17 protein-coding genes and 3 tRNA genes are annotated in these 23,843 nt (G+C 47.8%); 4 read left to right on the top strand and 16 right to left on the bottom strand.

What is annotated here, in order from left to right:
• Positions 1-49: 49 nt before the first annotated feature.
• From OXN25_14075 to OXN25_14040, 8 genes are all read right to left on the bottom strand, one after another.
• Entirely contained in the window at positions 50-1,063 is a 1,014-nt protein-coding gene (locus OXN25_14075) for a hypothetical protein (GenBank protein ID MDE0425981.1), read from the bottom strand.
• 153 nt (positions 1,064-1,216) lie between these two features.
• Positions 1,217-1,417: a hypothetical protein gene (locus OXN25_14070; protein ID MDE0425980.1), complete on the bottom strand. Its 201-nt coding sequence runs from the start codon at positions 1,415-1,417 to the stop codon at positions 1,217-1,219.
• A gap of 189 nt (positions 1,418-1,606) precedes the next feature.
• Entirely contained in the window at positions 1,607-3,208 is a 1,602-nt protein-coding gene (locus OXN25_14065) for an Hsp70 family protein (GenBank protein ID MDE0425979.1), read from the bottom strand.
• 40 nt (positions 3,209-3,248) lie between these two features.
• The gene (gene grpE / locus OXN25_14060) at positions 3,249-4,124 is read right to left on the bottom strand and encodes a nucleotide exchange factor GrpE (protein MDE0425978.1); all 876 of its coding nucleotides are present in this window, start codon (positions 4,122-4,124) and stop codon (positions 3,249-3,251) included.
• A 153-nt stretch (positions 4,125-4,277) separates the two neighbouring features.
• On the bottom strand, positions 4,278-6,077 hold the full coding sequence (locus OXN25_14055) for an Hsp70 family protein (protein ID MDE0425977.1): 1,800 nt from the start codon (positions 6,075-6,077) through the stop codon (positions 4,278-4,280).
• 48 nt (positions 6,078-6,125) lie between these two features.
• Positions 6,126-7,961 (bottom strand): formylglycine-generating enzyme family protein, encoded by a 1,836-nt coding sequence (locus OXN25_14050; GenBank protein MDE0425976.1) that lies wholly within the window; start codon positions 7,959-7,961, stop codon positions 6,126-6,128.
• A gap of 67 nt (positions 7,962-8,028) precedes the next feature.
• Positions 8,029-8,973, bottom strand: coding sequence for a hypothetical protein (locus OXN25_14045; protein MDE0425975.1), 945 nt, complete (start codon positions 8,971-8,973; stop codon positions 8,029-8,031).
• Between the two features lie 181 nt (positions 8,974-9,154).
• On the bottom strand, positions 9,155-12,085 hold the full coding sequence (locus tag OXN25_14040) for a T9SS type A sorting domain-containing protein (protein ID MDE0425974.1): 2,931 nt from the start codon (positions 12,083-12,085) through the stop codon (positions 9,155-9,157).
• Positions 12,086-13,167: 1,082 nt separating this feature from the next.
• Between OXN25_14040 and OXN25_14035 the strand changes: the two genes are divergently transcribed.
• A complete protein-coding gene (locus OXN25_14035; protein ID MDE0425973.1) occupies positions 13,168-15,237 on the top strand; it encodes a sigma-54 dependent transcriptional regulator in 2,070 nt (689 codons plus the stop codon).
• A 44-nt stretch (positions 15,238-15,281) separates the two neighbouring features.
• On the opposite strand, the gene OXN25_14030 is transcribed toward OXN25_14035, so the two are convergent.
• The 5 genes from OXN25_14030 to argJ all read right to left on the bottom strand — a co-directional run bounded on the left by OXN25_14030 (position 15,282) and on the right by argJ (position 17,314).
• Positions 15,282-15,355, bottom strand: a tRNA-Val gene (locus OXN25_14030).
• Between the two features lie 19 nt (positions 15,356-15,374).
• Positions 15,375-15,449 (bottom strand) — tRNA-Cys (locus tag OXN25_14025).
• 6 nt (positions 15,450-15,455) lie between these two features.
• Positions 15,456-15,530: transfer RNA gene (locus OXN25_14020), tRNA-Gly, on the bottom strand.
• 140 nt (positions 15,531-15,670) lie between these two features.
• Entirely contained in the window at positions 15,671-16,084 is a 414-nt protein-coding gene (locus OXN25_14015) for an aspartyl protease family protein (GenBank protein MDE0425972.1), read from the bottom strand.
• A gap of 24 nt (positions 16,085-16,108) precedes the next feature.
• Positions 16,109-17,314 carry a bifunctional glutamate N-acetyltransferase/amino-acid acetyltransferase ArgJ gene (gene argJ, locus OXN25_14010; protein ID MDE0425971.1) on the bottom strand — a complete coding sequence of 402 codons (1,206 nt, stop codon included), beginning with the start codon at positions 17,312-17,314 and terminating at the stop codon, positions 16,109-16,111.
• 178 nt (positions 17,315-17,492) lie between these two features.
• On the opposite strand from argJ, the gene OXN25_14005 reads away from it, so the two are divergent.
• Positions 17,493-18,494, top strand: coding sequence for a Gfo/Idh/MocA family oxidoreductase (locus tag OXN25_14005; GenBank protein ID MDE0425970.1), 1,002 nt, complete (start codon positions 17,493-17,495; stop codon positions 18,492-18,494).
• Between the two features lie 177 nt (positions 18,495-18,671).
• Here OXN25_14005 and OXN25_14000 read toward each other — a convergent pair whose 3' ends face one another.
• The gene (locus OXN25_14000; protein MDE0425969.1) at positions 18,672-19,337 is read right to left on the bottom strand and encodes a ThuA domain-containing protein; all 666 of its coding nucleotides are present in this window, start codon (positions 19,335-19,337) and stop codon (positions 18,672-18,674) included.
• A 111-nt stretch (positions 19,338-19,448) separates the two neighbouring features.
• Positions 19,449-20,543, bottom strand: coding sequence for a transposase (locus OXN25_13995; protein MDE0425968.1), 1,095 nt, complete (start codon positions 20,541-20,543; stop codon positions 19,449-19,451).
• Positions 20,544-20,864: 321 nt separating this feature from the next.
• Between OXN25_13995 and OXN25_13990 the strand changes: the two genes are divergently transcribed.
• Both OXN25_13990 and OXN25_13985 read left to right on the top strand, forming a co-directional pair.
• Positions 20,865-21,833, top strand: a complete 969-nt coding sequence (locus OXN25_13990) for an Mrp/NBP35 family ATP-binding protein (protein MDE0425967.1) — start codon at positions 20,865-20,867, stop codon at positions 21,831-21,833.
• Positions 21,834-22,166: 333 nt separating this feature from the next.
• Positions 22,167-23,285, top strand: a complete 1,119-nt coding sequence (locus OXN25_13985) for an aminotransferase class V-fold PLP-dependent enzyme (protein MDE0425966.1) — start codon at positions 22,167-22,169, stop codon at positions 23,283-23,285.
• A 63-nt stretch (positions 23,286-23,348) separates the two neighbouring features.
• Here the strand turns inward: OXN25_13985 and OXN25_13980 are convergent.
• The coding region (locus OXN25_13980; protein ID MDE0425965.1) for a hypothetical protein at positions 23,349-23,843 on the bottom strand (495 nt) is incomplete at its 5' end.

Raw genomic sequence — 23,843 nt, 5'->3', positions numbered from 1 at the left:
ACGCTCTTAGGCAACGCTTTTAGTAGTCGGACCACAACTTTGATAAATGTCAGTTCTGATTACGAGTATAGCGAATATAGCCAACTGTATAATAGAAGATGAGAAGAAGTGCAGCAGGTAAAAATCTAAGAGGATCTTGAAACGCGTCAGAGTCAAAGATTTCTGCAAAGATAAATGTGAGAGAAAAGACCAATATTACAATCTTTATCATTATCAACCTCTTTATCATCAACCCCAACCTCCTATAGAATGCACCGCGAACGAAGGGGGCCACAACCGTAAAACTCGTGAAACAATAGCTCAAAAAATCAGAAGTGACAAAGTCGATGCTTGCAACACTTATGCCAGAAGATACGAATCCCAATTTGACTAAGCGTATGCCATAAGGTCCCAATCCGCCTGCTAATGTCACAGCGAATATTGCTATCAACGGCCGGTACATCTTATAGGCTACACAGTCCCGGAGGAATCTTATATAAGTCCAGGGATAATAGTCGTAGAAAAAAGCGTAGGTAGCATACCAGCAATATTGGATGAATCCAGCATAAAATAAAAGAGCGAGGGCGATAAGATTAGTGATTAATAAAGTTAATAGAATGTCCCTAATATTTCCGGGGCTTACCGTATGATGGAACAATGACCATAGGGATATTGCTATCAACAACTGCCCTATGCCGAGTGCTATATACTTCGTCCATTTGTGTTTTGGTGCTTGCTTTGCTTCTGGTTCGGGTGTTTCTGTGGTTTCTGGTGCGTGTGTTGCTTCTGGTTCGGGTATTTCTGTGGTTTCTGGTGCTTGTGTCGATTCTGCCTCGGGCATGAGGTCTGCAATGTGTTTCCGACGTTTTCGTGGGGCCAGCAGTGTCTCCTTGGCATCATTGAGAACTTTCTGCCACTGTGCTTGCGTTAACCCATCTGAACGCGGCACATTCGCATACGGCCCAATTGTGAGGGCATATAGTTTCGTGTGAGCGGCATCGACGAGGTTTTTTATCGTTGCCTCATCTTCGTCTTGAATATCGTCGATTGAGAGTTCAAGCACTTCAAAATAGTTATAATCCATAATGTTTGATAACGCTGTTATGACAACTGCTTTCTCAAGATTGCGTTTGTGAGATGAGCCTTTCGTCTGTCGTCGGAACTCCTAACGTCACCCATATAAGCGTGAAACCGAACGCTTTTTTGAAAGGGTTGACTTGTTGGACTTCGCCATCTCTTACGCGTCCCTCTTGATGAGATTCTCAATCCAATCGCGCAGATCCTCTTGCATCCCAAACCCCAGCCCGATAAGGATCAAAAAGAGTAGCACGACCCAGAGGATGAGGCGAATCATGCCCTTAGAAACCCTGATCAGGAGAAAGATACCGAGTATTGCTGCAATTATTAAAAATGTGGGAGAACTGATAAATTCAGGCATAACGATAGTAAATTCCTTATTTATATGAGGACTTACGCATTCCTTCTTAAAGCCCCCCTACCCCCTTGATAAGGGAGGATTGAGGGGGGTTGGGGGATTTAGAGGGTTTAAAGGACGAAAAATACCGCTTTTTGCGTCTAACTGTCCGATATTTGCTCAATTTGCGTAAGTCCTGTTAAAAATTGGCATCTATTCAACTGCTAACTTTTTCACCAGCGCCGTGGCTTCTGCCACTTCCGTTTCGTCAAGTGTTGATCTATCAATAGTTACCTTTGCGGTCCTGCCATCAGGGCCTGTCGCTATCACCTCAAGCGTTTGGTCCAGGTTATATTTGTAGATAATGTCAATGGGTGCTCCCGCGGGTAACCCTGGCGGTAATTCAAGTCTACATTCACCGATTTTAAAATCTTCAAATGCGCTTTCGGGAATTTCGTTTTTGAGTTGATCATGTTCAAGCCCCTGCACAATCTCACCGACGACGGAAGTCTGGTTGTCATACCGGGTTCCAAACTTGTCCGACTTTTCGCAAGGAATGGGGGTCATCTTCGGAATCATCACATAGATGCGCTCTTCGTCTCGTTCATTGAAGATAACAGTCCCGAGGTGATGAGTCGCCCCGTCGACGACCTTGACTGTGAGATCTCCGCTAGGACCGATGAACCGATCCTTAACAGCATCCGGGAGGCTTTCTACCGTAGCAGTATTGGAAACGCCAGTCGTCCCCTCCTCGATCTGGCGCAGGGTGCCCTGGATGGCGGCACCGAGGGCGACGGCATCATCGGGATTCACTTCGCTTGGGTTGATTTCTTTACCACTAATTTCGGCAATCATCTCTCGAATCATCGGCATGCGGGTAGAGCCCCCCACCAACAACACCGCGTCAATATCGCCCCAAGTCATCTGTGCTTCTGAGAGCACAACACCACACAAGGCACTGCACCTTTGGACTAAATCATTTGTAAGTTCGTGAAATTTTTCGCGTGTGAGTTCAATACGGCTGCTCTTGCCGTTATAGTTGCATACGATTCGTGCCTTCTGCCGTTGAGACAAAGATTCCTTTGCGCTAATAGCATTGAGTTGGATATCTTGATATGCGTGAAGGTCTTGCAACGGATTTTCGCTGTGTTCCGCCTCAAACATCTGAGCGACGTGTAGGATGATCTGATCGTCCCAATCCTTTCCACCGAGTCGATGGTCTCCATTCGTGGCAATCATTTCTAACTTGGACCCGGAAACCTTCATGACTGTTACATCAAAGGTGCCGCCACCGAGGTCAAAGACGAACACGGTTTGATCGCTGCCGTGAATATCAACGCCATACGCGAGAGCAGCGGCTGTCGGTTCGTTCATCACCTGAAGGACGTTCAATCCTGCGATTTTCCCAGCGTTGCGTGTCGCTTCTCGCTCGGCATCACGGAAATAAGCAGGGACCGTAATAACGGCATCGGTGACCTCCGTGTTCAGATAAGCCCCCGCATCCTGTTTGAGCTTCTGTAAAATCAGTGCCGAGAGCTCTTCAGCCGAATACGGGGTGCCGTTAAATTCACGGGAAAACTCCTTCTTGGATTTCCCAATCTCACGTTTGACGAATTCAACAATATCTGCCGGGACCGCGCTCGCGTTCTGTTTCGCGATTTTCCCAACCGTGATGACATCCTCTTCAAACATAATGACCGAGGGTGTAATCCGATCGCTTTCAGCGTTCGGAATAATTTCCTCTTGCGCATGTTCGTTGACATGTGCGATCGCAGAAAATGTTGTACCAAGGTCAATGCCAACAACTTTACCCATCTGTTCATCTCCTTTTTCTGTTCATCTCCTTTTTCACCTGTTAGTTTCCATCAACTGTTTCTTCACCTGTGGGCTGTGTGTAACGAAAGATGGTTACCTCTTCTGGGCGGAACACCTTCTCACGCCAATAGAAACCGATTTTGTGAATGATGGCTACTTCTTCGTCTTTATCGGGGTTATCTGTCGGTTTCGTATCAAGGGTCCTGTGCAATTTTCGATCGAGTTTCTTCGGATGCTCCTCATACGGGGTGACATCCATCCGATAGAGTACTTCCTCCAATTCAAAGCGGAGATTTTCCAAATTCCCCCGAAACTGCAACAACTCCTCTTTCAGGTTCATTCGGAAGTCTGAGAGTTCGCCTGCCAGTGCTTCAGGACGAATTTTATTGAATAGTCCCTTTGAGACGTTATCTGACCACGCTTCAAACGCTTCAAAAGGTTCGCGGATACGGTTCAAGTGAGACTCGACCGACACAAAGTTATCATAGAACTGAATCAGGTTATGGATAACCTGTTTGTGAAATGCTTCAAGCAGGACATTCTCCTTGTAGTCCTTCATTTCACTATAAATTGCGTCAAACATCTGCTGCTGGTTCTGGTTGCGGGCGATCTGCCCCGTAAACAGTTCCTCCAATTTCAACAAGTGCTGATCTATCGATGCAAGCGTGTTGATATCTTCCGCATCAGATTCACGCTTTGCAGGCGGCGGTTCCCTTGTCGAAGTTCCACCCGGTTCCAGTTCGGTTTGTGACTCAACTTGATTCTCATCCGGTAAAGAATTGCCATCAGACAGTTCTGTTGATGGCTCCTGACCTGTTTTTGTGTCGACGTTCCGTTCTTGTAGAGATGGATCGTCAGTCGTCTCTGTATCAGCAGCTTCAATAGTTTCATCAATTGTCTGCTTTTCTTTATTCAAGGTTGTAACCTCCTCTGTGAAACATCTAATTTGTATATGCGTTAACGTCGCCTGATACCAACTTAACGTCCCGAGGATGCTGTGACAAGCCGACTTGCAATCGAGGTATCTGTCGCATTCTCAAGTTCCCCACCCCCGATGAGAGCATCCCAATCAATCTTTCCATCCTCCTTGCTTACCGGATCCTCCTTGCTTACCGGATCCCCCTGCTTTCCGTGATGACCTGCCGAAGAATGAACCGTCGGAGGATGAACTGCCGGAGGATGAACTGCCGGAGGATGAACTGCCGGAGCCACCTACGCCACCTACTAAGAGACACCCCACTACTAAGGCACCTATCAAGATAACCTGGGCCTCACCTTTCGTATTCTCAATATCCTGGGCCAGGGTATCTTTCGCATTCTCAAGTTCCCTACTACGGATGAGAGCACCCCAATCAATCTCTCCCTCCTTCTTGCGCATCGGAAGGACTCTTCCACTACCCACCTCCTCTGCCTCAACTTCGATAACACCGTCGGCATTGTATCTATAAGTTACTTTAATGCGTGTCATCCCAGCAGGACGGGGCGGGATACCAAAGACTTCGTAAGCGGCACGGACGGGACAGCTCCGGGGTTCAAGGTACTCGGGACCTTGTAAAACAATGACAGCAAATTCTGTCTGATTGTCAATGGCTGTCCAATAGTCGTTTCGGCTAACATCGCACGGGATATTAGTGTTCTTGGCAATAATTGTGCTACTACGCAACTCCGATGTCTCTTTGTCAAAAACAACCAGACCGAGACTGTGAGAGCAGACATCGCTCATCCGCGCGATGCCAAAGTTTCGATCGGAATCTTTTTGTTCGGATGCTCTGAGGAATCCACTGAGGAACCCACGGGGTTTGGTTTGTTCGGATTGAAGAAGTTCTCCCATGATTGCAGCCCCAACGACAACAGCTTCATCAGGATTGACTGAGGTCTCTGGAGGTTGTCCGAAATGTTCTGTTAGCATATTTTGGATCATCGGCAGGCGTGTTGCGCCACCGACAAGGAGGACTTTATCAATTTCATCCGGTGTCAGTGTAATTTCATCTAAAACTAAATCTACAAGACTTCTACACCGTTCAACGAGATGGGTCGTCATATCCTCGAATTCCTGCTGAGTCAATTGGAGGCGATCGGATTTTCCTGCATAATTGGTAATGATAGTGGCTCTGCTAAGGGTTGACAGCTGAATTTTTGCGTCAACGGATCGTGCTTGAATATCCAAGTATGCGGCTGCGTTCATCAAAGGGTTTTCGCCTTGTTCGAGTTCAAAACGTTCTGCTACATGGGCGATAATCCTATCGTCCCAATCCTTCCCACCGAATCGGTGGTCGCCATTAGTCGCCAAGATAGTCATCTCTTGCCCTTTGACTTCCAAGATAGTTACATCAAAGGTGCCGCCGCCGAGGTCAAAGACTAAAACTTTCGAGGTATCGCCGCCCAGGTGTTTGCCATAGGCAAGTGCTGCAGCTGTGGGTTCGTTTATGATGCGTTGGACGTTCAATCCAGCGATTTCACCTGCGCGGATAGTCGCTTGGCGTTCAAGATCGTTGAAGCAAGCGGGGACTGTGATGACAGCATCCGTCACTTGTTCACTGAGTTCAGTTTCAGTATCTCTTTTCAAGGTTTTGAGTATCTCGGCGGAGATATCTTCCGGCGCGTACTGTTTTCCGCCGAATTCTCGGGAGAATTCTGTGATTGACTTGCCCATTTCGCGTTTAATGAACTCGACAGCATTTTCGGGTTCTGCTAAAGCGTTCTGTTTTGCATATTCACCGACAATGAATTCGCCCTCATCGTAGAAGATGACGCTGGGTGTCAGGCGATCGCCGTCTTCATTAGCGATGAGTTCGGGAGTTTCGTTGTCGTTGACGTAGGCGGCAGCGGAAAACGTGGTTCCTAAGTCAATGCCAACAATTTTAGCCATTCGCTTTTCCTCCTTCTCTGGCTATAATTTGGAAGGTGCCTCAATTCCTTACGGCACCTCATCTACACCCACCACACATCGGAATCCGACGGCACCTCCTACGAGATGCTGCCGGGGGTAAGGTATCAGGTAGCGTTCGGTGAGCCATGCGATGCGCGGGAGTTCACGCCAAGAGTTGCCGCGCAAAACGCGGTGCTGTGGGTCGGTTGTATCGCTACACCACTCCCAGACGTTTCCGAGCATATCGTATACACCGAACGCGTTGGAGAGATAACTTCCGACGGGTGCGATGCGTTCATGTTTATCCTGCCCACCCAAATTAGACTGCGTGCCATCGGGAGCGGTGTTGCCCCATGGGTACTTTTGGGAGACGAACCCGCCGCGAGCGGCTTTTTCCCATTCTACTTCTGTCGGGAGACGTTTGCCTGCCCACGCTGCATACGCCACCGCATCGTCCCATGTTACATTCACAACGGGATAATTGGGTGCCGGCGCGTGGGTGTAAGTTTCCTCTGGTAAAGGCCGGTGTCCGGTCTGCTTAAGGAATTCTTCGTATTGGGCACGCGTGACTTCGTGTGTATCGATGTAAAATTCATTGACATAGACAGTGTTGGGGGGTGAATGTTCACTTTCTCGTGCCGGCGTGCCCATCTGAAACTCGCCTGCGGGGATCAGCACCATCTCTGCCCCGTCTTTTTCCCATGTAATTGCGCCATAAGGATGCTGCGGTCCCATTTCCGCTTCCAATTGAACATGCCACAGTGTCGTCTCGCCGCCCTTCAAGGTGAGTAGTGCGCCACTTGCTTTGTACCCCGCATGCGTCATCTCGCCCATCACGTGTTCACCGTGCATATCTGTGTCAATTTCATAAGTTAACGGGGTTGTACCAATGACTTTTCCATCGATATGAACGGTTGCACCGCTCGGGTCGCTTGTGATGTCCACGGTAGCGGTTGTCTTGTCCTCTGGAGAATCTCCAATTCTTGATGGCAGTGAATGGATGATGGGAGTCTGTGCTGTTTGCTCACCTGGAAAATTTGCGTGTCTAAATAGGTTTGCGGTTTTTAATTCGCATTGTGCCAGCACTTCCTCCCAAGAAAGAAACCCATCAGGGGTCTCTTTCGCGGATAAAGTCCCATCGGCAGCAGCGGTGAAACTTTCAACGAGGGCAGCCGTGAAGTAGCCGCCGACTCTGTTGCTTCCGAACACAAATTGTCCGGGGGCGGCGGCAGTGACATCAAGAGTCCCGGTATGTTTGAGGAAGAGGTCCTCGGTATAGAGGCGGTTTTTGGGAAGATCTTCCGAGAAACTAACACTCAATTCCGGCCCGGGGGTCTCTGCATAGTTGCTGCAGGTGTCAGTAATGAGCATTTTCAAGTCCGCTGGCTTTTGTTCCAGCCATTCCCGCAACTTTGCGCGAGGCACCGTGTCTTTGCTATGGTCAAAATTGAGCACATGCTCGCTGTCAAAACTCCGAATACTTCCGTGTCCATTGTAGTAAACAAGGACCGTATCCTCTGGATTGGGCTTTAATTTGTGAAGATAGTCTTTCACGTGTGCGCCTCTGATAATCCCCTGTTTGTTGGATATAGTTCCGTAAGGTTCCCCTTGGACCAGCGTCATTTTCGTCATGCTGCCGAGTAACTCGTCCTCAGATTTCATGAGGGTTAGATGGACATCACAATGGTATGAGAGAAGCCTCATGACTTCTTTTATACGGCCCTCACTCTTTTCGACGCTTTTTCGGATGTTCACGTCATTTCCGAGTATGATGAGAAGCGCGTGAACTTCTTTGGCGGTCGCGGTAGATACCGGTCCCAAGCAGATAACAACTATCAGTATTAGCAGAAATCCGGCAGTTGGTAAAGTGTATGTGCGGTTCATAATTTCCTCCTAAAAAGAATTAATCATCCGAGAATCTATAGAAAAGCGCAGGTAAATCGTTAGCAACTCATCGTGCTTCTCTCCTTTGTTTTGTAGGTTGGGTTGAACGGTGCTGCCGATGGCCTGGATCCGCTCTCAAAGCCTCTCTGGGAATTTTTTCGAGCATTCCGAAAAATATTTTTTCGTACGTTGAGAGTTTCGCCTCGTCTAAACGGAGTTTATATTCCGCGAATTCCTTACGCAGATCATCCGGGGTAGAATTCTCGTTAAGGGTCAGTGTAGTGGACTCCTCGTCACCGGTTAATGTGCCGAGTGTCTCATATTCTGAGAGTTCTGTATAAAGATCCTGTGGTATTTCAGTTTCCAGAATCTCGTTATAGAAATCTGGGGCGATGTATCCCGCGATGAGGAGATATGCTGCCGCCTGGTATCCTTCTCTCTGCTGCGGTATTGGCAAAATTGCATCTATCGCCCTGCCATCAAGGATAAGCGCACGGCTGCCCCCTACACGATAACTATTTGTGTAGACAACTTTTTCACTGCCAATCCAGAGCGTACCATCATCTGCAAGTGTTTTGGTGGGTTCACCGAGTTTTTCAAGTAATTCTTGACGGAATACACTGTCAGGGTCCCGGTAAGGGCTGTTTACGATCTCTCCTCGAGGGGATCCGTCAGGATTCCAGTCAGGATTTTCTGCGTGTGTGCGTATTACTGTCAGGTACCCTGCTGCCCGTAGGCGATAAACCCCGTTGTCAAGCCCAAAGCAATAGACCAATTGCGACGGTACACCGTTGTATCGAATTTTGTAGATCAAAGTTTCACGGCTATTGATGTGGATTCGTTTGCCGCGTTCTTTCGTGAGTACCCAGTCTTTTGTATTTCCCCACCGGACCTGACGGAAGGGCGGGGCCCCACGCTCTGATGTTTCTAATACGGACAGACACCCTGTCATAAAGAGAAACGCGCCCGTTATCACTGTTAGATAGAGGAGTCGGAAAACTTCTTTTTTCATAATATCTCCTTAGGGTGAAGCATTCTTATTGATAAATCTTGTAATTTATACTTAACTAAACTTTGGACAATCTTTTATGGGATCCACATTTTGCCCCGCTGGGGCTTATACCTCGGGACGTATGGTGTTTCTATAAACATTTCGCCCCGCTGGGGCTTGCGTCACTGATGGACAGAAATTCCTACTTCCGTATGAGCATCTTCCGCGTGGCAGAAAAATCGCCGGCTGTGAGTGTATAGAAATAGAGTCCACTTGCGACAGGCTCTCCTAAAGCATTTCTACCATCCCAGTGTGCCGCCCGGCTCCGCCTGTGGTACATACCCGCACGCTGATGCCCTAAATCTAAGTTTTGCACGACGCGTCCTTGGATGTCGTAGATCGTCAGTGTCACATCGGCGGGTTTTGCCAACTGATACGGTATCCACGTTTCGGGGTTGAATGGATTCGGGTAGTTTGGTAATAGGGATGTCACCTCTGGAACCTGCCATGCCTCGGGATTTGCCAACCCCCGGAAGTGCTGGAAGAGATATTTTTGGACTTCCGGTGGGAGTTCTTGGAATGGCGGATAGTTTGCAAGTAGCATCAGTTGTGCACGCGGGGCTGCCAAGGTCCCATTTTCCAGGTCCCACGTCCCTTCATATCTCAACTTAAAGGTCGGCACAAGGCGCTCATCTATCCAGTCTGATATTTCTCCTAGGGACGGACTAATGCCGTTTCTTACCCATTCTGCTGGTATTTGTTGTGGATTCAGCGGATTCTTCAGTGGATTCAAGAGTGTCCTCCACTCCTCTTCCTTCGGTTGAAACTCTTGTACCAATGTGAAGTCTATACGTGATACCCGGCTTTTGATCATGAAGAGGATACGGTGGGCATCTTCCGACCTTACCACTATTTTGGGATCTGCTGTGGATTCCAAAATTTTATAGAAATCTTCGCCGGCTTGTATGACTGTTTCTACGGCCCCTATTATCGCCAAAGCGTTACCGAGAAAGGGAATGGCACCGATTCCCTGAACGACCAAACTTTGAACTGTCGTCCCCACCAATTCTTTAATTTTCGTATTGGGTGAAATAAGCGGAAACATAAAATAACCGGGTGTGTCCAGCCGCCGAGGATCTTCATCATTCAATGGATTTAAGACATTGAGGGCATCTGGAATGGCGACCCGATGCGTCGGGACTCCGGGGATATCCAGTATAATAGTGCATTTTCTGATCTCAACCCCCGAGAAGGGCGCGCCAATCACTTCTACAAACTGAGCCTTTAGAACAAAGTAGGTGGAGGTACACGCCTCGGGGGATGCCCATTCGCAATTCTCCGCCGCCTCCCCAAAGAATGCTACCTGCGAGATGAAATCATCCGGGGGTTTCAAATGGGCACCGATCTTTGTGAGATCCGCTATGCCTTCGTATGGCAGTTGATAGACATTTGTGCTTGTGGTTTCTGTACCAAACGCTATGGCGTTGCTGCAAGGACTAAAGGTTACGCTTGAAACCTTGCCAATGTTCCTCCCGGCTCCCAGAGAAAATTGCGTCGAACCCATGTGTCCATCTAAGACACCGATTGTTTGATCCGAACTCCCACTCAGCAGCAGCGTTCCACTTGGGTCAAAAGCAAGGCTCTGCACAGCACCTGAATGTGGTTGACTTTGCTTCTCAAGCAACCAATCCCCTGCTGCCCGCCACAAGATCACCCGACCATCTCTGTAGCCACTTGCGAGGCGAGAACCATCGGGACTAAAGGCAATAGAATCGACCTCTTTCAACGGCTCTGGTATTTGTAAGGGCGTGCCGACATCACCCGTGGTTACCTCCCAGAGCAGTACCTGGCCGTTATCATTCCCGCTGGCGAGCACAAGGGGCACGGTCGGATGAAAGGCGACGCTTGACACATTGTGGGTATGGGCCTGCAGCGTTGAGATTTTCCGCCATTCCGCCCGACGTGAAAAATACCTGTACACATGCACTTTGTCACCGTTTGTTCCACACGCCAGGAATCTGCTATCAGGACTAAAAGCGACACTCCGAACGGTGTTATCAAGTTTGAGGGGTAGGTGGTGTTCTGTCCACGCTCCCGCTTCTGCCCAGGTACGCTTAGACCTGCGCCACACGCGGATATATCCACGCTGAGTCCCACTGGCAAACCATTTGTTATCTGGACTAAAGGCTATACTGTTGACATCTCCGTGGTGATCGGTCCCTATTCCCTTCTCGTTCGGATTTTCATCTATAAGTCTACCGAGGTAGTCACCTGTGCTCCCTCCCCATAGATAGATGTGGTTGTCATTGCCGCCGGCTGCTAAGACATCTCCTTGCGGACTATAGACCACACATTTGACTGCTTCTTCAGGATTAGACAAGGTGAGCTTCAGATATTTATCACATTTGACTGCCTCTTCAGGATTAAACAAGGTGAGCTCCGGGTACTCATTCGCTGTATTGCCGTGGACAGTTGGTGTAGGTTGCCCTCTTGTGGTTTGCTTCAACGCTATCGGATTTGGCACATCCAAACCGACGAACATACGCCACTTCCCTTCTCGCTCACTGACTTTAACCATCAAGAGATTATCGCCCGCGTGCAGGTTTACTTGAAAGGTATCTTGGTAACCTCTACTGCTACGGTTTACAGCATCGGTGTAGACGACGATACCGTTGAGCCAAACTTTGATAGCGTCATCAGAACCGACTTTCATCGTTGCACCCTGATCTATCTTGGATTCAATATTAATCAGGGCATAAGATGTCGCATGATCTACATTGCCTTCTATAAACCCGATCGCGTTGAGAGTATCATTGATGTTACCGGCACCAAACAAATCAAACAATCTGGGTCTTTCTACAGAAATTTCCCCCGGGGTCCATTGGTAATCTCCAACGAAGTCGCCCACGTTAGCACCTTCGTCCGCTATCATTTCTTCAGTAACCGCACCGGAGCTCGCTTCATTAAGTGAATCAAAATCTATAGAATCTGCTCCACCTTCATTAAATGGTACTGGGGCGATCATCCAGAGCCAAGGTCCTGCAATATCTATTGTTTCTGCACTGGCACCCGCAATGATGCCTAACATTATTAGACAGATTATCGTTGTAACCGCGAAGAGTTTCCTTTCCATGAGAAACCTCCATCTCTTGTTATCTGCAGTGTGTTTCTATAACATGATTTTATCATTTTTTTATCATTTAATAGGACTTACGCAATTCCATAGTAGATGCGATCTTCTGCGAAAACACCGTACCTCTTGCGGCGTAATAGGCGTAATTCTGCGATTTTGCATAAACCCTATGATTAAGAAGAGTGAGGCGTGGTATCCACATGAGACCTCTCACACATTTTTAGGGTTGAGTAAGTTTTGTGCCAAGCAAGTTTGATCAGGGCCTGGGTGCAAAAATAGCGATTTTCGCACAAGTTTAATATTCCGTGTATCACCAACAAAATCAGCACGCAGACTGAGACTGCAAAGTATAGATACACTACCATCAGTAAATCAAAAAAAGCGGGGTATTTGGACGTTGTATTTTCAGACGTATACCCAATTGCCAGTTGGGTGGAGACGGGAGGTAGTGGGAACTACCCCGGCAATCCGTCTCCAACGTCCATTCGTAAGGATACAAGATTTTCCGAAAAAAATCAAGTAAAATTACGACGCTGTTTAAAATATCATGCACATCAATAGCGATGTATGATATACTTAAACACGCACTGGCAATCTACGCTTGGCAGTGCCGCGGTTCGGGAGACTAGCCCTCTCGCCGAACCACCTATTATAAGGGGTTTTACGGATGCCAAAACGTATTATAGCAAAAATCAAAATAAAATACAACATTTTTTTTCACCTCCAATTTTTGCCTGTACTTCCAGTCCTCATCCAACAATTATTGGGCTCCTACATCTACTTGCTTTTTTGTTGCAGTATATTAGCAAAATTCGTGCCAAGCGAATTTTGTCAATATTGGGCGCAAAAATAGCGATTCCAGCACAAATTTTGTAAGAAACAATAGGAATTTTGTAAAAATCCGCATAGGTTTTGCGAAGAAAAAAACTCCCTTGACTTTTTCACCAATTTCTTTGGGAAACCTGAAACCCTATCCTTTAGGTTAGGGAGCAAAACCCTATGTGTTTGACAAAATCTGTCAAGAATGTTAGGCTATCTATAAGGAGAAGCGACCAGATGTTCTTATAAACAGAGGAGGCAAGATGAAAAGAGAAGTATTAATAATTGACGATAATCAAGGTTCGGATGGATTGGAGCATTTCCTAAAGACGAAGGACTACTTTCCTGTTGTTGTTGACAACGTTGACAAAGGTTTGGTAAAAATTGAGGAATCCGAGAATCTGAAAGTTGCCTTGCTTAATGTGGAATTGTCAGGGATAAACGGTTTAGAGGCGTTGAAGAAAATTAAGGACAGGTACCCAGATGTAATTGTAATCGTGATTAGAGCAGAAGTAAACACAACGAGAAAGGCAATGCGTTTCGGGGCATTAGATGTTATGTCTAAATACGCTAATATGGAAGATATCCATAGAGTCCTTGATCTCGTGTTTCGTCGGTTATCTATCCGAAACGAAACAGCCCTGATTCCTGAGATAAAAATGCCTGAGGAGCAGGACTCTCTCGTTGGAGAAAGCAGACCAATGTTTGAAGTGAATAAAGAAATTGGACGAGTAGCCGACAATAAAATTTCAGTGTTGATTGAAGGTGAAACAGGCACCGGAAAATGGCTGGTCGCGCGCTTAATTCACAAAGAAAGTGGACGTGCAAAGAAACCGTTTATCTTAATTGATTGCGGTGCGTTGCCTGATAAACTCCTTGAAGGTGAGTTATTTGGCTATGTAAAGGGAGCATACACAGATGCGGATCCAAAGGGTAAACCGGGACAATTTGAAGAGGCGGATGGTGGCACCCTTTTTCTTGATGAAGTTAGTAATATGACCCCGCAACTCCAGAAGAAACTCCTGACTGTGCTGCAAACAGGAAATTTCTCGCGAGTAGGCGAAACTAAGGTGCGTAAAGTAGATGTACGTGTGATCAGTGCTACCAATGAGAATTTGGAGCAACTGGTTGAAGAAGGAAAGTTCCGAGAGGATTTGTACCACCGTCTCTGCGGCTATCAAATCTCCCTGCCGCCCTTGCGAGAACGAGTGGAGGATATTCCGTTACTCGTCGCGTACTTTCTGCAGCGTATTAAAAAAGAAAATGGTACGCAAATGTACGGTGTTTCTAAAAAGGTGATGAGATTATTCGAAGCGTATAATTGGCCCGGCAACGTTAGAGAGTTAGAGAATTACCTGAAAAGGGCAGCGATAAATTCCCAAGACGACGTGATTCTGTTGAACGACCTCCCACAAACTATCTGGGATGGAGGTTCAGACGGAGGCGTGCCAGAAATGCCAGAAACACCACTGTATGAGAACCTGCTTGATTTGCCAGTCGCGGTGTTCTGTCAGCTGCTCTCTGATAGGCGGTCAGATATCACTGGCAGCCAAATCATTGAGTGGTGGAAAGTGTTCGCTAATGACGGGAGTGCCCGTGCCCATAAGGCCAAACGCGAAATTGATGATTGGCTGGTCGAATGGCACACGAGTTGGTTAACGTTTCCTAAGTTATCGGAACGTATTCAGGAGGTGATTGATGCCGCTGTTTCTGTATTATCAGACCTTCGAGATGAAGCGGGTTCCAAACTCATAGAGGAAGTTGAGCCCATCAGTATAAAAGGAAGAACCCTCAACAGTAGCCTTGCTGCAGTTCTGCGGGAGGTCGTAAAGGCACATGGTGAAAATAAAGAAAAAGCCGTGAAAGAATTGGGTATTGATCTTGAGGAGCTTGAGAAGTGGCTGTCGTATCCGACAGAAGATGATGGAAATGACGCGACAGATTCATTTTCGACATCTACAAGGACTTCGCGCTCGCTCGAACTGATTCCTAACAATGTGATCAAAAGACTTCTTATAGAACCAATCAAGTTCTTCGTTTTGGATCCTTTCTTACAAAACGAATGGGAGGAGAAAGCACCAGAGGATCAGATACGAATTGTCCACCTCGATTTGAAAGTGCTATCTAAGCGTTTGCGGGGCAGCCATGGCTGTATCTATTTCGGCGGAATGACCTTTAAGCAAATTAAGAGGAATATTTATCGCCGAGCACCATACATATATGATGATCATGACCAAGCAGCTGAGGCACTGGGCAAAGATGTGAGAACGTTCGAGAGGCGATGGCCAAAAGAAAAAGAGTTCCCGACTGATCACACGCTTTTAGTGGGGTAGTACTGCGTTAACCTTTATTAGTTGGTGTAAAATTTTTGGAAGGATGGGCGGTACAGGACTTGAACCTGTGACCTCTTGCATGTCAAGCAAACGCTCTAGCCACCTGAGCTAACCGCCCGTTCTTGGAAAGATAGTAATGGAGGTGGCGGTCGGAATCGAACCGACGAATAAGAGTTTTGCAGACTCTGGCCTTACCACTTGGCTACGCCACCTCAAGATGGGGCGGGAGACGAGATTTGAACTCGCGACTTCCACCTTGGCAAGGTGGAGCTCTACCACTGAGCTACTCCCGCACTTTTTTATCAACCCGTGCAGAAAATGTTCTGCGGATCTCAAAAGCGTATATAGTTTACCATACTCGCGATTGAATGTCAAGTTAATTTTTCATTAAAATAGCAGAAATTTGAATTTATGTCAAAAATTTTTAACAATTTCAGAGCTGCTCCTCAATCCAATCATCACCGTGTGCGGGATTGTAAATCAGGCCTTTTCTCATTTCAACACAGAGGTCAAGGTCTTCTAAGACCATGTGTCCAATGAGGATTGGTGAACCTTCAGGCAGATCAGTGACTCGGATGGTGCCGCTTCGTTCCAAGAGAGTATATTCAACCTCAGAATAGATGGTGCGCGCCACGATGCCGTTAGCAGTTCTCGCTGTCCGTCTGCCGACAGGTGTGAGGCCCAGGTGTTCAATGAGCGATATTGGCAAGCAGAGACGAGTCGCCCCGGTATCTACAAGTGCATCGTTAACGGTGAGTCGCCGCACATCCTCGGCATCTATAACCCCTGCCTGTACCAAAAATAGATCGCTTAGATTCGCGAGTTGGATTTCAGTTGTGTGTCTCATTTTTGTTTCCCTTTTTCTTGAAGGTTATGTTCGGTAATCCGCGTTGATTCGGATATAATCGTAGGAATAATCGCACGTCCACATTGTGATTTCAGTGTCCCCAGCCCGAAGATCAATGGTGATCCGCAGGGAATCTTGCGCGAATAAAGCAGTGGCTTTATCTTCATCGTAACCGGCATCCATTCCGTCTTTGACGAGTTGATAATCGGCAATCCAGACATCCACCTGATACGGATCGAATTCTGCTTCAGATTTACCGATTGCCATCATAATGCGTCCCCAATTGGCATCGTTGCCGAAAATAGCGGTTTTGACGAGCGGTGACTCGGCGACAGCACGGGCGGCTTTTTCCGCATCTTCACGGTCCTTAGCGCGTTTAACGACCACCTCAACAAGTTTCGTCGCGCCTTCACCGTCGCGAGCGAGCATTTTAACCAATTCGGTGCAAACGAACTGAAGTCCCTCACAGAATGCTTCGTAATTTTCGCCGTTTGCTACAACGATGTCCGTGTTGTCAGCGCGTCCGGTTGCGAGGAGAATCACGGTGTCATTTGTGCTGCGATCGGTGTCAATTGTTAAGAGGTTGTACGTATCGTCTACAACACGATTTAAAGCAGATTGGAGCGTTTCACGGTTGATTCGCGCATCTGTTGTCAGATAGGAGAGCATCGTCGCCATATTGGGTGCACCCATACCAGACCCTTTAGCGATTCCACCAATCCTCACGGGTACGCCGGCAATCTCTACCTCTACGGCGATAGATTTCGGGTGTGTATCGGTTGTCATAATACCTTCAGCAGCATCGTCTCCGCCTTCGGTGCTGAGTGCGTTCGCAGCGATTTGGATTCCATTTTCGATTTTGTCCATCGGCAGCTGCTGTCCAATAACACCGGTTGAAGAGACGAGAACAAGCTCCGCGTCTATACCGAGCTGCTCGGCTGTTGCGGATGCCATCCGTCTTGCATTTGCCATACCGAGTTCGCCGGTGCAAGCGTTGGCGTTCCCGCTATTGACGATAACGGCTTGTGCCTGTCCATCGCTGAGGTGTTCACGGCATAGGATGACGGGTGCAGCGGTGACGCTATTTTTTGTGAAGACGCCGGCGGCGGCTGCAGGGGTATCGGTGACGATGAGTGTTATATCTTTTGTATCTGCGGTTTTAATACCTGCGTGAATACCTGCTGCACGGACACCTTGGACGGCGGTAAGTCCACCCTCTATTTTTTTCATTTATGTAAACGCTCCTTAGAGAAATGTAGGGTAAATTTTACTATACTTGGAGGGAATTGTCAAGTGGATTGTGTTGTAGTTTTCAGCTGTGATTTTGGATTTCTCTTGACATTGGATTGGGTGTAAATATAATAGGTTTAAATTTTACTTCATGAACTTCGGACTTTGGAGATGAACTATGGCGAAAATACGGATGGCACAGTATGGGACGAAACATGGGCACGCAGGTGGGAAACTACAAGCAATGCTTGTGAACCCTGATGTTGAAGTTGCGGGGGTGTTTGAACCGGATGCGGAACAGCGCACGAAACTTCAGAATGACGGTGGCAGATTTGCGGATGTCCATTGGTATACGGACGCAGCGGAGATGCTAAATGATGAAAGTATCGTTGCAATTGCTTCGGAAGGGAACAACGCAGAAAGTTTGGATCAGACTGAAGAAATTGTGAATGCTGGTAAACACGTCTGGTACGACAAACCTGCGGGTGAGAACTGGGAGCAGTGGCAGCAGGTCATTAATACTGCTCAAGAAAAATCTCTGCTCGTGCAGATGGGGTATATGTTGCGGTATCACTCCGCCTTTAAACAGGTCGCCGAGTGGGTGAAATCCGGCTTTTTAGGCGATGTTTTTTCCGTTCGCGCTCACATGTCAACGAACATCCCTCACGAATCACGCAAGCGCATCAGTGAACACATCGGCGGCATCTTTTTTGATTTAGGTGGACACGTACTTGACCAGGTGCTGTGGCTTCTCGGACGACCGGAAAAGGTGACTTCTTTCCTCCGAAACGATGGCGACTCGGTGGAGCCTTTCAAAGATAATACATTGACGGTGTATGAATTCGATAAGGCGATGGCGTTTATATCCATCTCTGCTTTGGAGCCACGTCCAGTCGCACGCCGATTTGAGGTCTACGGTAGTGCGGGAAGTGCTATCATTGTTGAACCCTTTGAGCCGGGGTTGAAGATTCGCCTCTGCTTAGAAGAAGCAAAAGATGGGTATGTAGCGGGTGAACAAGTCGTGGAGATAGATGGTGAAAGCCGTCAACGGACTTATGAACTGGAGTTGGATGCGTTTTTAGCGACTATCGCAGGAGAGCAGGAACCTGATCGTCCGGTATCGCATGAATTGTTGGTGCAGGAGACGCTTTTGCGGGCAACAGGGGTTATCGCGGATTAAAGCGGTCAGGTCGCTACGCTTTCAGGCGTTTCGCTGCGCTCCACTCTCAGCGGTCAGTGGGTACACAACGTCCTCTTGACTGACCGCTGAAAGGTTTTTTCGCAGCCGGTGAATGCCATTAAGGCATTCATACCGTTGATTACCGACCTGAGTGCTGACCCCTGACCGCCATAGGCGTTAGTCTTCGAGTCCGGCAGCCCATCGGATACACCCAACAATGTGTTCGTGGAACCATTTTTGGGCCCAGAGTTCATCAGGGTGACCGAGTGCTGTGTACATCACGCGCCCCTGCCCATAAGTGTGACACCATCCGAGTGCGTAGTCGTGGTCTTCACGGTTTCCGCGAGAGAGATCGATGGAATCATTGTCCAATCGCATGAGCACGCGGGTTTTGTTGCGATCCCAGTTTTTGAAGGTATAAATTTCATCAACGACTTTGAAGCTGCTGCCGAGCATGCGGGTTGCAGGATGGTCGGAATCCTCGACGATAACATTCACTTCTTCGTGCCAGGGGTGTCCGGCAAAATAGCCGCCGAGCATCTTGCCATATTCGGGCCAATCGTAGCAGGTATCCGTTGCGTTATGGATGCCCAAGAAGGCTTTTCCGTTGCGTACGAAACTCAGGAGTGCCTCTTTCTGTGCATCGTCAAAAGCGAGATTACCGGTGGTTGCGAAGGCGACGAGGTCCTGTTTTTCCAGATTTTCAGCGTTTATCAGTTCGCAACGGTGTGTTGTGAGGACGTTCCAACCGTTTTCTGCACCGAGTTGCTTCAGTGTAACTTCAGCATTGGGTAGATACGAGTGCTCAAAACCGGCGGAATGGCGCAACATAAGAATGTTCATAAAAAACTGTTCCTTCAAAACTGTGTTTCTCTATGCAACCATCAGTTTTAGTGTTCCTGTTTCAACGTCCACCGCCCCCAAACGAGGTCTTACACGGACTCCACAGGCGTTTTACCTCTCAGCCGAACCGACCGCGAGGGGTCTTAAGTTTAGAGCAGCGTTTACGTCACGATCTTCTCTGAAACCACAACGCTGACAATGATACTGCCGCTCTGATAGCGATAAATCCGTTTTCTTGTGTCCACAACGACTACACGTCTGACTTGACGCAAAAAACTGCGGGGCTGCGATTATTGGAATCCCAAGCACTTTTGCTTTAGACTTGAGTTTCTCAAGGAAACCACCTAATGCAGAATCCGATAGTGCCTTGGCAAGATTTCGGTTCTTGAGCATGTTTGTTATTTTCAACGTTTCAATACCAATACCAGATGCACGCTTAACAATATCTGTTGTTGCTTTGTGGTGAGCGTCTGCTCGGATACACGCAATACGGTAATGAATACGTTCAACCTTTCGCTTTTGTTTCTGCCAGTTGTTAGAACGAAACACCTTCTTGCTCAACTTCCGCTGCTCGCGTTTCAGTTTCCGCTCATATCGATTCAACGGTCGCGGGTTATGATACTTCGTGCCATCGTCAAGGGTTGCCAATGTGTTGATACCTACATCTATGCCAACGACAGGGAGTCCGCGTGTGTCACACGGAGGCTTCGGTGTTCCTGTGTCGACAAGGATAGAGACGAACCAACGATGTGCCGTCCTTGAAATCGTCACGCTACGGATATCACCTTCAAAACGAAGTGCTTCAAACATACGGATACGTCCGATTTTCGGTAAACGGATATGTTTATCTGCAACTTTCACTTTCGCACCTTCAACGGTGTAGGATTGGCGATGTGAACGTTTTTTATACTTCGGGAAGCCGTTTTCCCCTTTCTTCCAACGGGTTATTGCGTCACCGAGATTCTCAAACGCATACGCAGCAGCACGCTGATCACACGCACCACTCCACTCGAACTTCTCACGCTTTTCGGCATTGAACCTTTTGCGTAACGTCCGAGCAGAACGCCATTCGTCTTTGGATAAGCCATCTTTGAAGTCAGAGAGTCCATAGTTGAACGCAACACGCGCATAACCACATTGCTGTGCAAACCATGAACGCTGTTTCTCCGTCGCGCGCAACGCGATCTTGTGTGCTTTTAATGCCATTTGGGTATCCCACGTCCCACGCTTTTACCGCTTTTCACAGTCGGTCGGCGAGGAGACTGCACTTGCGTGCAGGTGAAAAGTCCTCGCCACGTGGTATTACCAGTATACCCGAAAAACATAGAAATGTCAAGAAAAAAATAGAAAAAGAACTATTTAGCAACTACTCCTTTTGTAATGGCTATCAGCAATTGGCAATTAGCGATTAGGGCGTTCGCTTAATTGTCGATTCATAATATTATACAAAATTAGAAGAAAAAGTGTTAAACTATTTTGCAGCAGATTATAATGTTGGATAAAACCGAATCAATCAGGAGAACGAACATGAGATTTTTGAAAAAAGGCGATACAAAAAAACCGAAACCCGCATCATCTCCAACCGCGAAGGAACACCCAGAACTCCAGGTCATCAGCGGTTCACAAATCTCTGGACGGCCACCAGGACAACAGCCGAGTCCACAACAGCAAACATCCCAACAACAAACGCCGCAGCAGAACATTACTTTACCAAATATAAAACATAAAATCGCCGTTGCGAGTGGAAAGGGTGGTGTTGGGAAATCGACTGTCGCCACGAATATGGCAATTTCGCTTGCAAACGCCGGTGCGAAAGTCGGCTTGATGGATGCGGATGCCTACGGTCCGAGTATTCCAACAATGATGGGGATCCAAGAACGCCCGCGGACAAGTCCAGAACGCAAACTGATTCCGCTGGTTCGGCATAACATCAAACTGATGTCCATCGGGTTCATGGTGCCGGAAGAACAGGCGATGATTTGGCGGGGTCCGATGCTACATAGTGCGATCCGCCAATTCCTAAGCGACGTAGAATGGGGCGAACTTGATTATCTGATTATCGACTTGCCGCCCGGAACGGGAGATGTTGCGCTCACCTTAACACAGGCGATCCCGTTGACTGGGGCAATTATTGTTACAACGCCTCAAGATGTCGCGCTTGCGGATGTCCGGCGGGGTGTGGCTATGTTTGAACGCCTCGGTGTGCCGATTCTGGGGATTATAGAAAACATGAGCTACTTCCTATGTCCGCACTGCAATGAAAAAACCGAAATTTTTAGTGCCGATGGCGGTAGGAATACAAGTGAGCGATTTGGTGTCACGTTCTTAGGGCAAATTCCGCTTGACGCTGAAGTTTGCACCGCAGGGGACATCGGGGTTCCGATTGTCGCAGGGAATCCAGAGTCACCCCAATCCGAGGCGTTTGGTGAGGTCGCCAACGAATTAGTGACGGTTCTGGAGGAGAGCGGTGAGGAAGATGAATTGACGATTCTTTAGAAGCTATCGGCTGTCGGCGGTCAGCAGTCAGCAATTGTTTAATAGTCATCGAATAAAAACACAGCAGCATTCAATTGTCAAGTAATTTACCCAAGGATGCCCGAACTTGTTCGGGACAACGTGCACAACCCCGAATAAATTCGGGCATCCGGCAAGAGGTATCCTTTACGGATATGGACTTATTTTGTAAAATTGAATGCCTCTGGATAAAAACATTAAACGAGTTGACAAATTGTGCGTTTCGTATTAAAGTGTGCTTAGATTTCTCACCCAAAACCGTTAACGCTTTCTCTTTGTGAGTTACAGAGAATCCTTTACTAAGGAGGCTATCTCATGGCGAATACAAGTTGGGGAAACGTCTATAAAAAACTCGGTGCACGGCCCCTAATTAACGCTCAGGGAAATCAGACTGTGCGCGGTGGGTCCACACCCTCAGCAGCCGTTCGCAAAGCGATGCTCGAAGCCGATGCCAGTTACGTTGAAATGGCAGAACTGCTGGAAAGATCCGGACAATTCATAGCGGAACGACTCGGCGTTGAGGATGCTTATATCACTGCGGGCTGCTATACCGCACTCGTCTTGGCATCAGCAACGGTGATGACTGGTAACGATCCGGACAAAATGGCGCAACTGCCAGATACCACCGGGCTTAAGAATGAAATCGTTTTTCAGAAGATGCAACATTATACCTACGATCGCGCGTTTACGATTCCGGGAAGTAAACTCATTTATGTAGGCGATGACAACGGTTGCACGAACGAGGCGTTAGAGGCTGCCATCAACGAAAATACAGCGGCGGTTGCCTATCTCATTCAAGCAGAGCACGAAAATGGGGTGTCGTTAGCAGATGCGACTGAGATTGCTCGCTCACACAATCTTCCAGTGATTGCTGATGCAGCCGCCCAAATCTATCCACTTGATTATTTCCGACGCAACGCTCAATCTGCTGACCTTGTCTGCTTTGGTGGCAAGTACTTCAACGCGCCACATTCAACGGGTTTCGTCTGTGGAAGAAAGGATATGATCGAAACGGTGCGGCAGCACGGGTTTATTGGACCGAGACCTGTCGGACGCGGCATGAAAGTAGATCGGCAGGAGATTATCGGATTGGTAACGGCCATCGATATCTGGTTGTCCACTGATCACGATAAACGTTTAAAGGAACAGGATGCCAGATATGAGGCATTAGAACATGAACTTGCGAACGTTGACGGCGTATCCTGCGAAGTTCACTATCCAGAAAGGAGCCATACACTGTCGAATCTGCATGTGAAAATTGATGCTGCTATTACTGGAAAGGACGCTGCACAAATCACACAGGAACTTGACGCTGGCACACCGAGGATTAAAGTGAACGCACAGGGCAAAAAGGCTCTGGTTATTAACGCATACACCCTCAATGCCGGTGAAGAGTATATTATCGCAAACGCCATACGACATATATTGGCGTAATTTTTTAGTTATCAGCATAGGGCAGTTAGTGGTTAGCAATTGCTAACTGCTAATTGCCAATTCCTACCAGAAAACCCAATCTGTCCACGGTTTTATCTTAAGCATTCCTAACATGCAGAACACAGCCGATCCACCGAGTGCCCCTTTTCCAGCAGCAATCCATCGCAGATTACGGGACTTGGCTTTGTAAGCATCCGTGTAAATAGTGACGTATTCCGCTGATTTACCGAGAAGTCGCTCGGCGGGTGGCACAGGCTGATAGACATACGCACCACCGACAGCGACAGCACCCAGTGGAAGATTACCCACCACCCCTAAAATCCCAGCAGCAGCGAGCCACACTGACGTATTCACATCATCTTCGGCATCGTATTCAGCAGCAGTTTTTGCCTCAGTGAATGTCGTGTCCTGCTGCGCAATAGCAGTCATGGGAAAGTTGAAGCTGAGCATTGCCATCAAAACGACTAAAACGCCGAACAGTAGTTCTTTCCTCATTTTGTTTCCCTGATATTTCTCAAAAGTGATTGTAAAGCAGTGCTTATCAGGGTTCCTTTGATG

The sequence above is a fragment of the Candidatus Poribacteria bacterium genome (assembly GCA_028820845.1).
In the GTDB taxonomy this organism is placed as follows: domain Bacteria; phylum Poribacteria; class WGA-4E; order WGA-4E; family WGA-3G; genus WGA-3G.
This window is presented reverse-complemented; position numbering and strand designations above follow the sequence as displayed.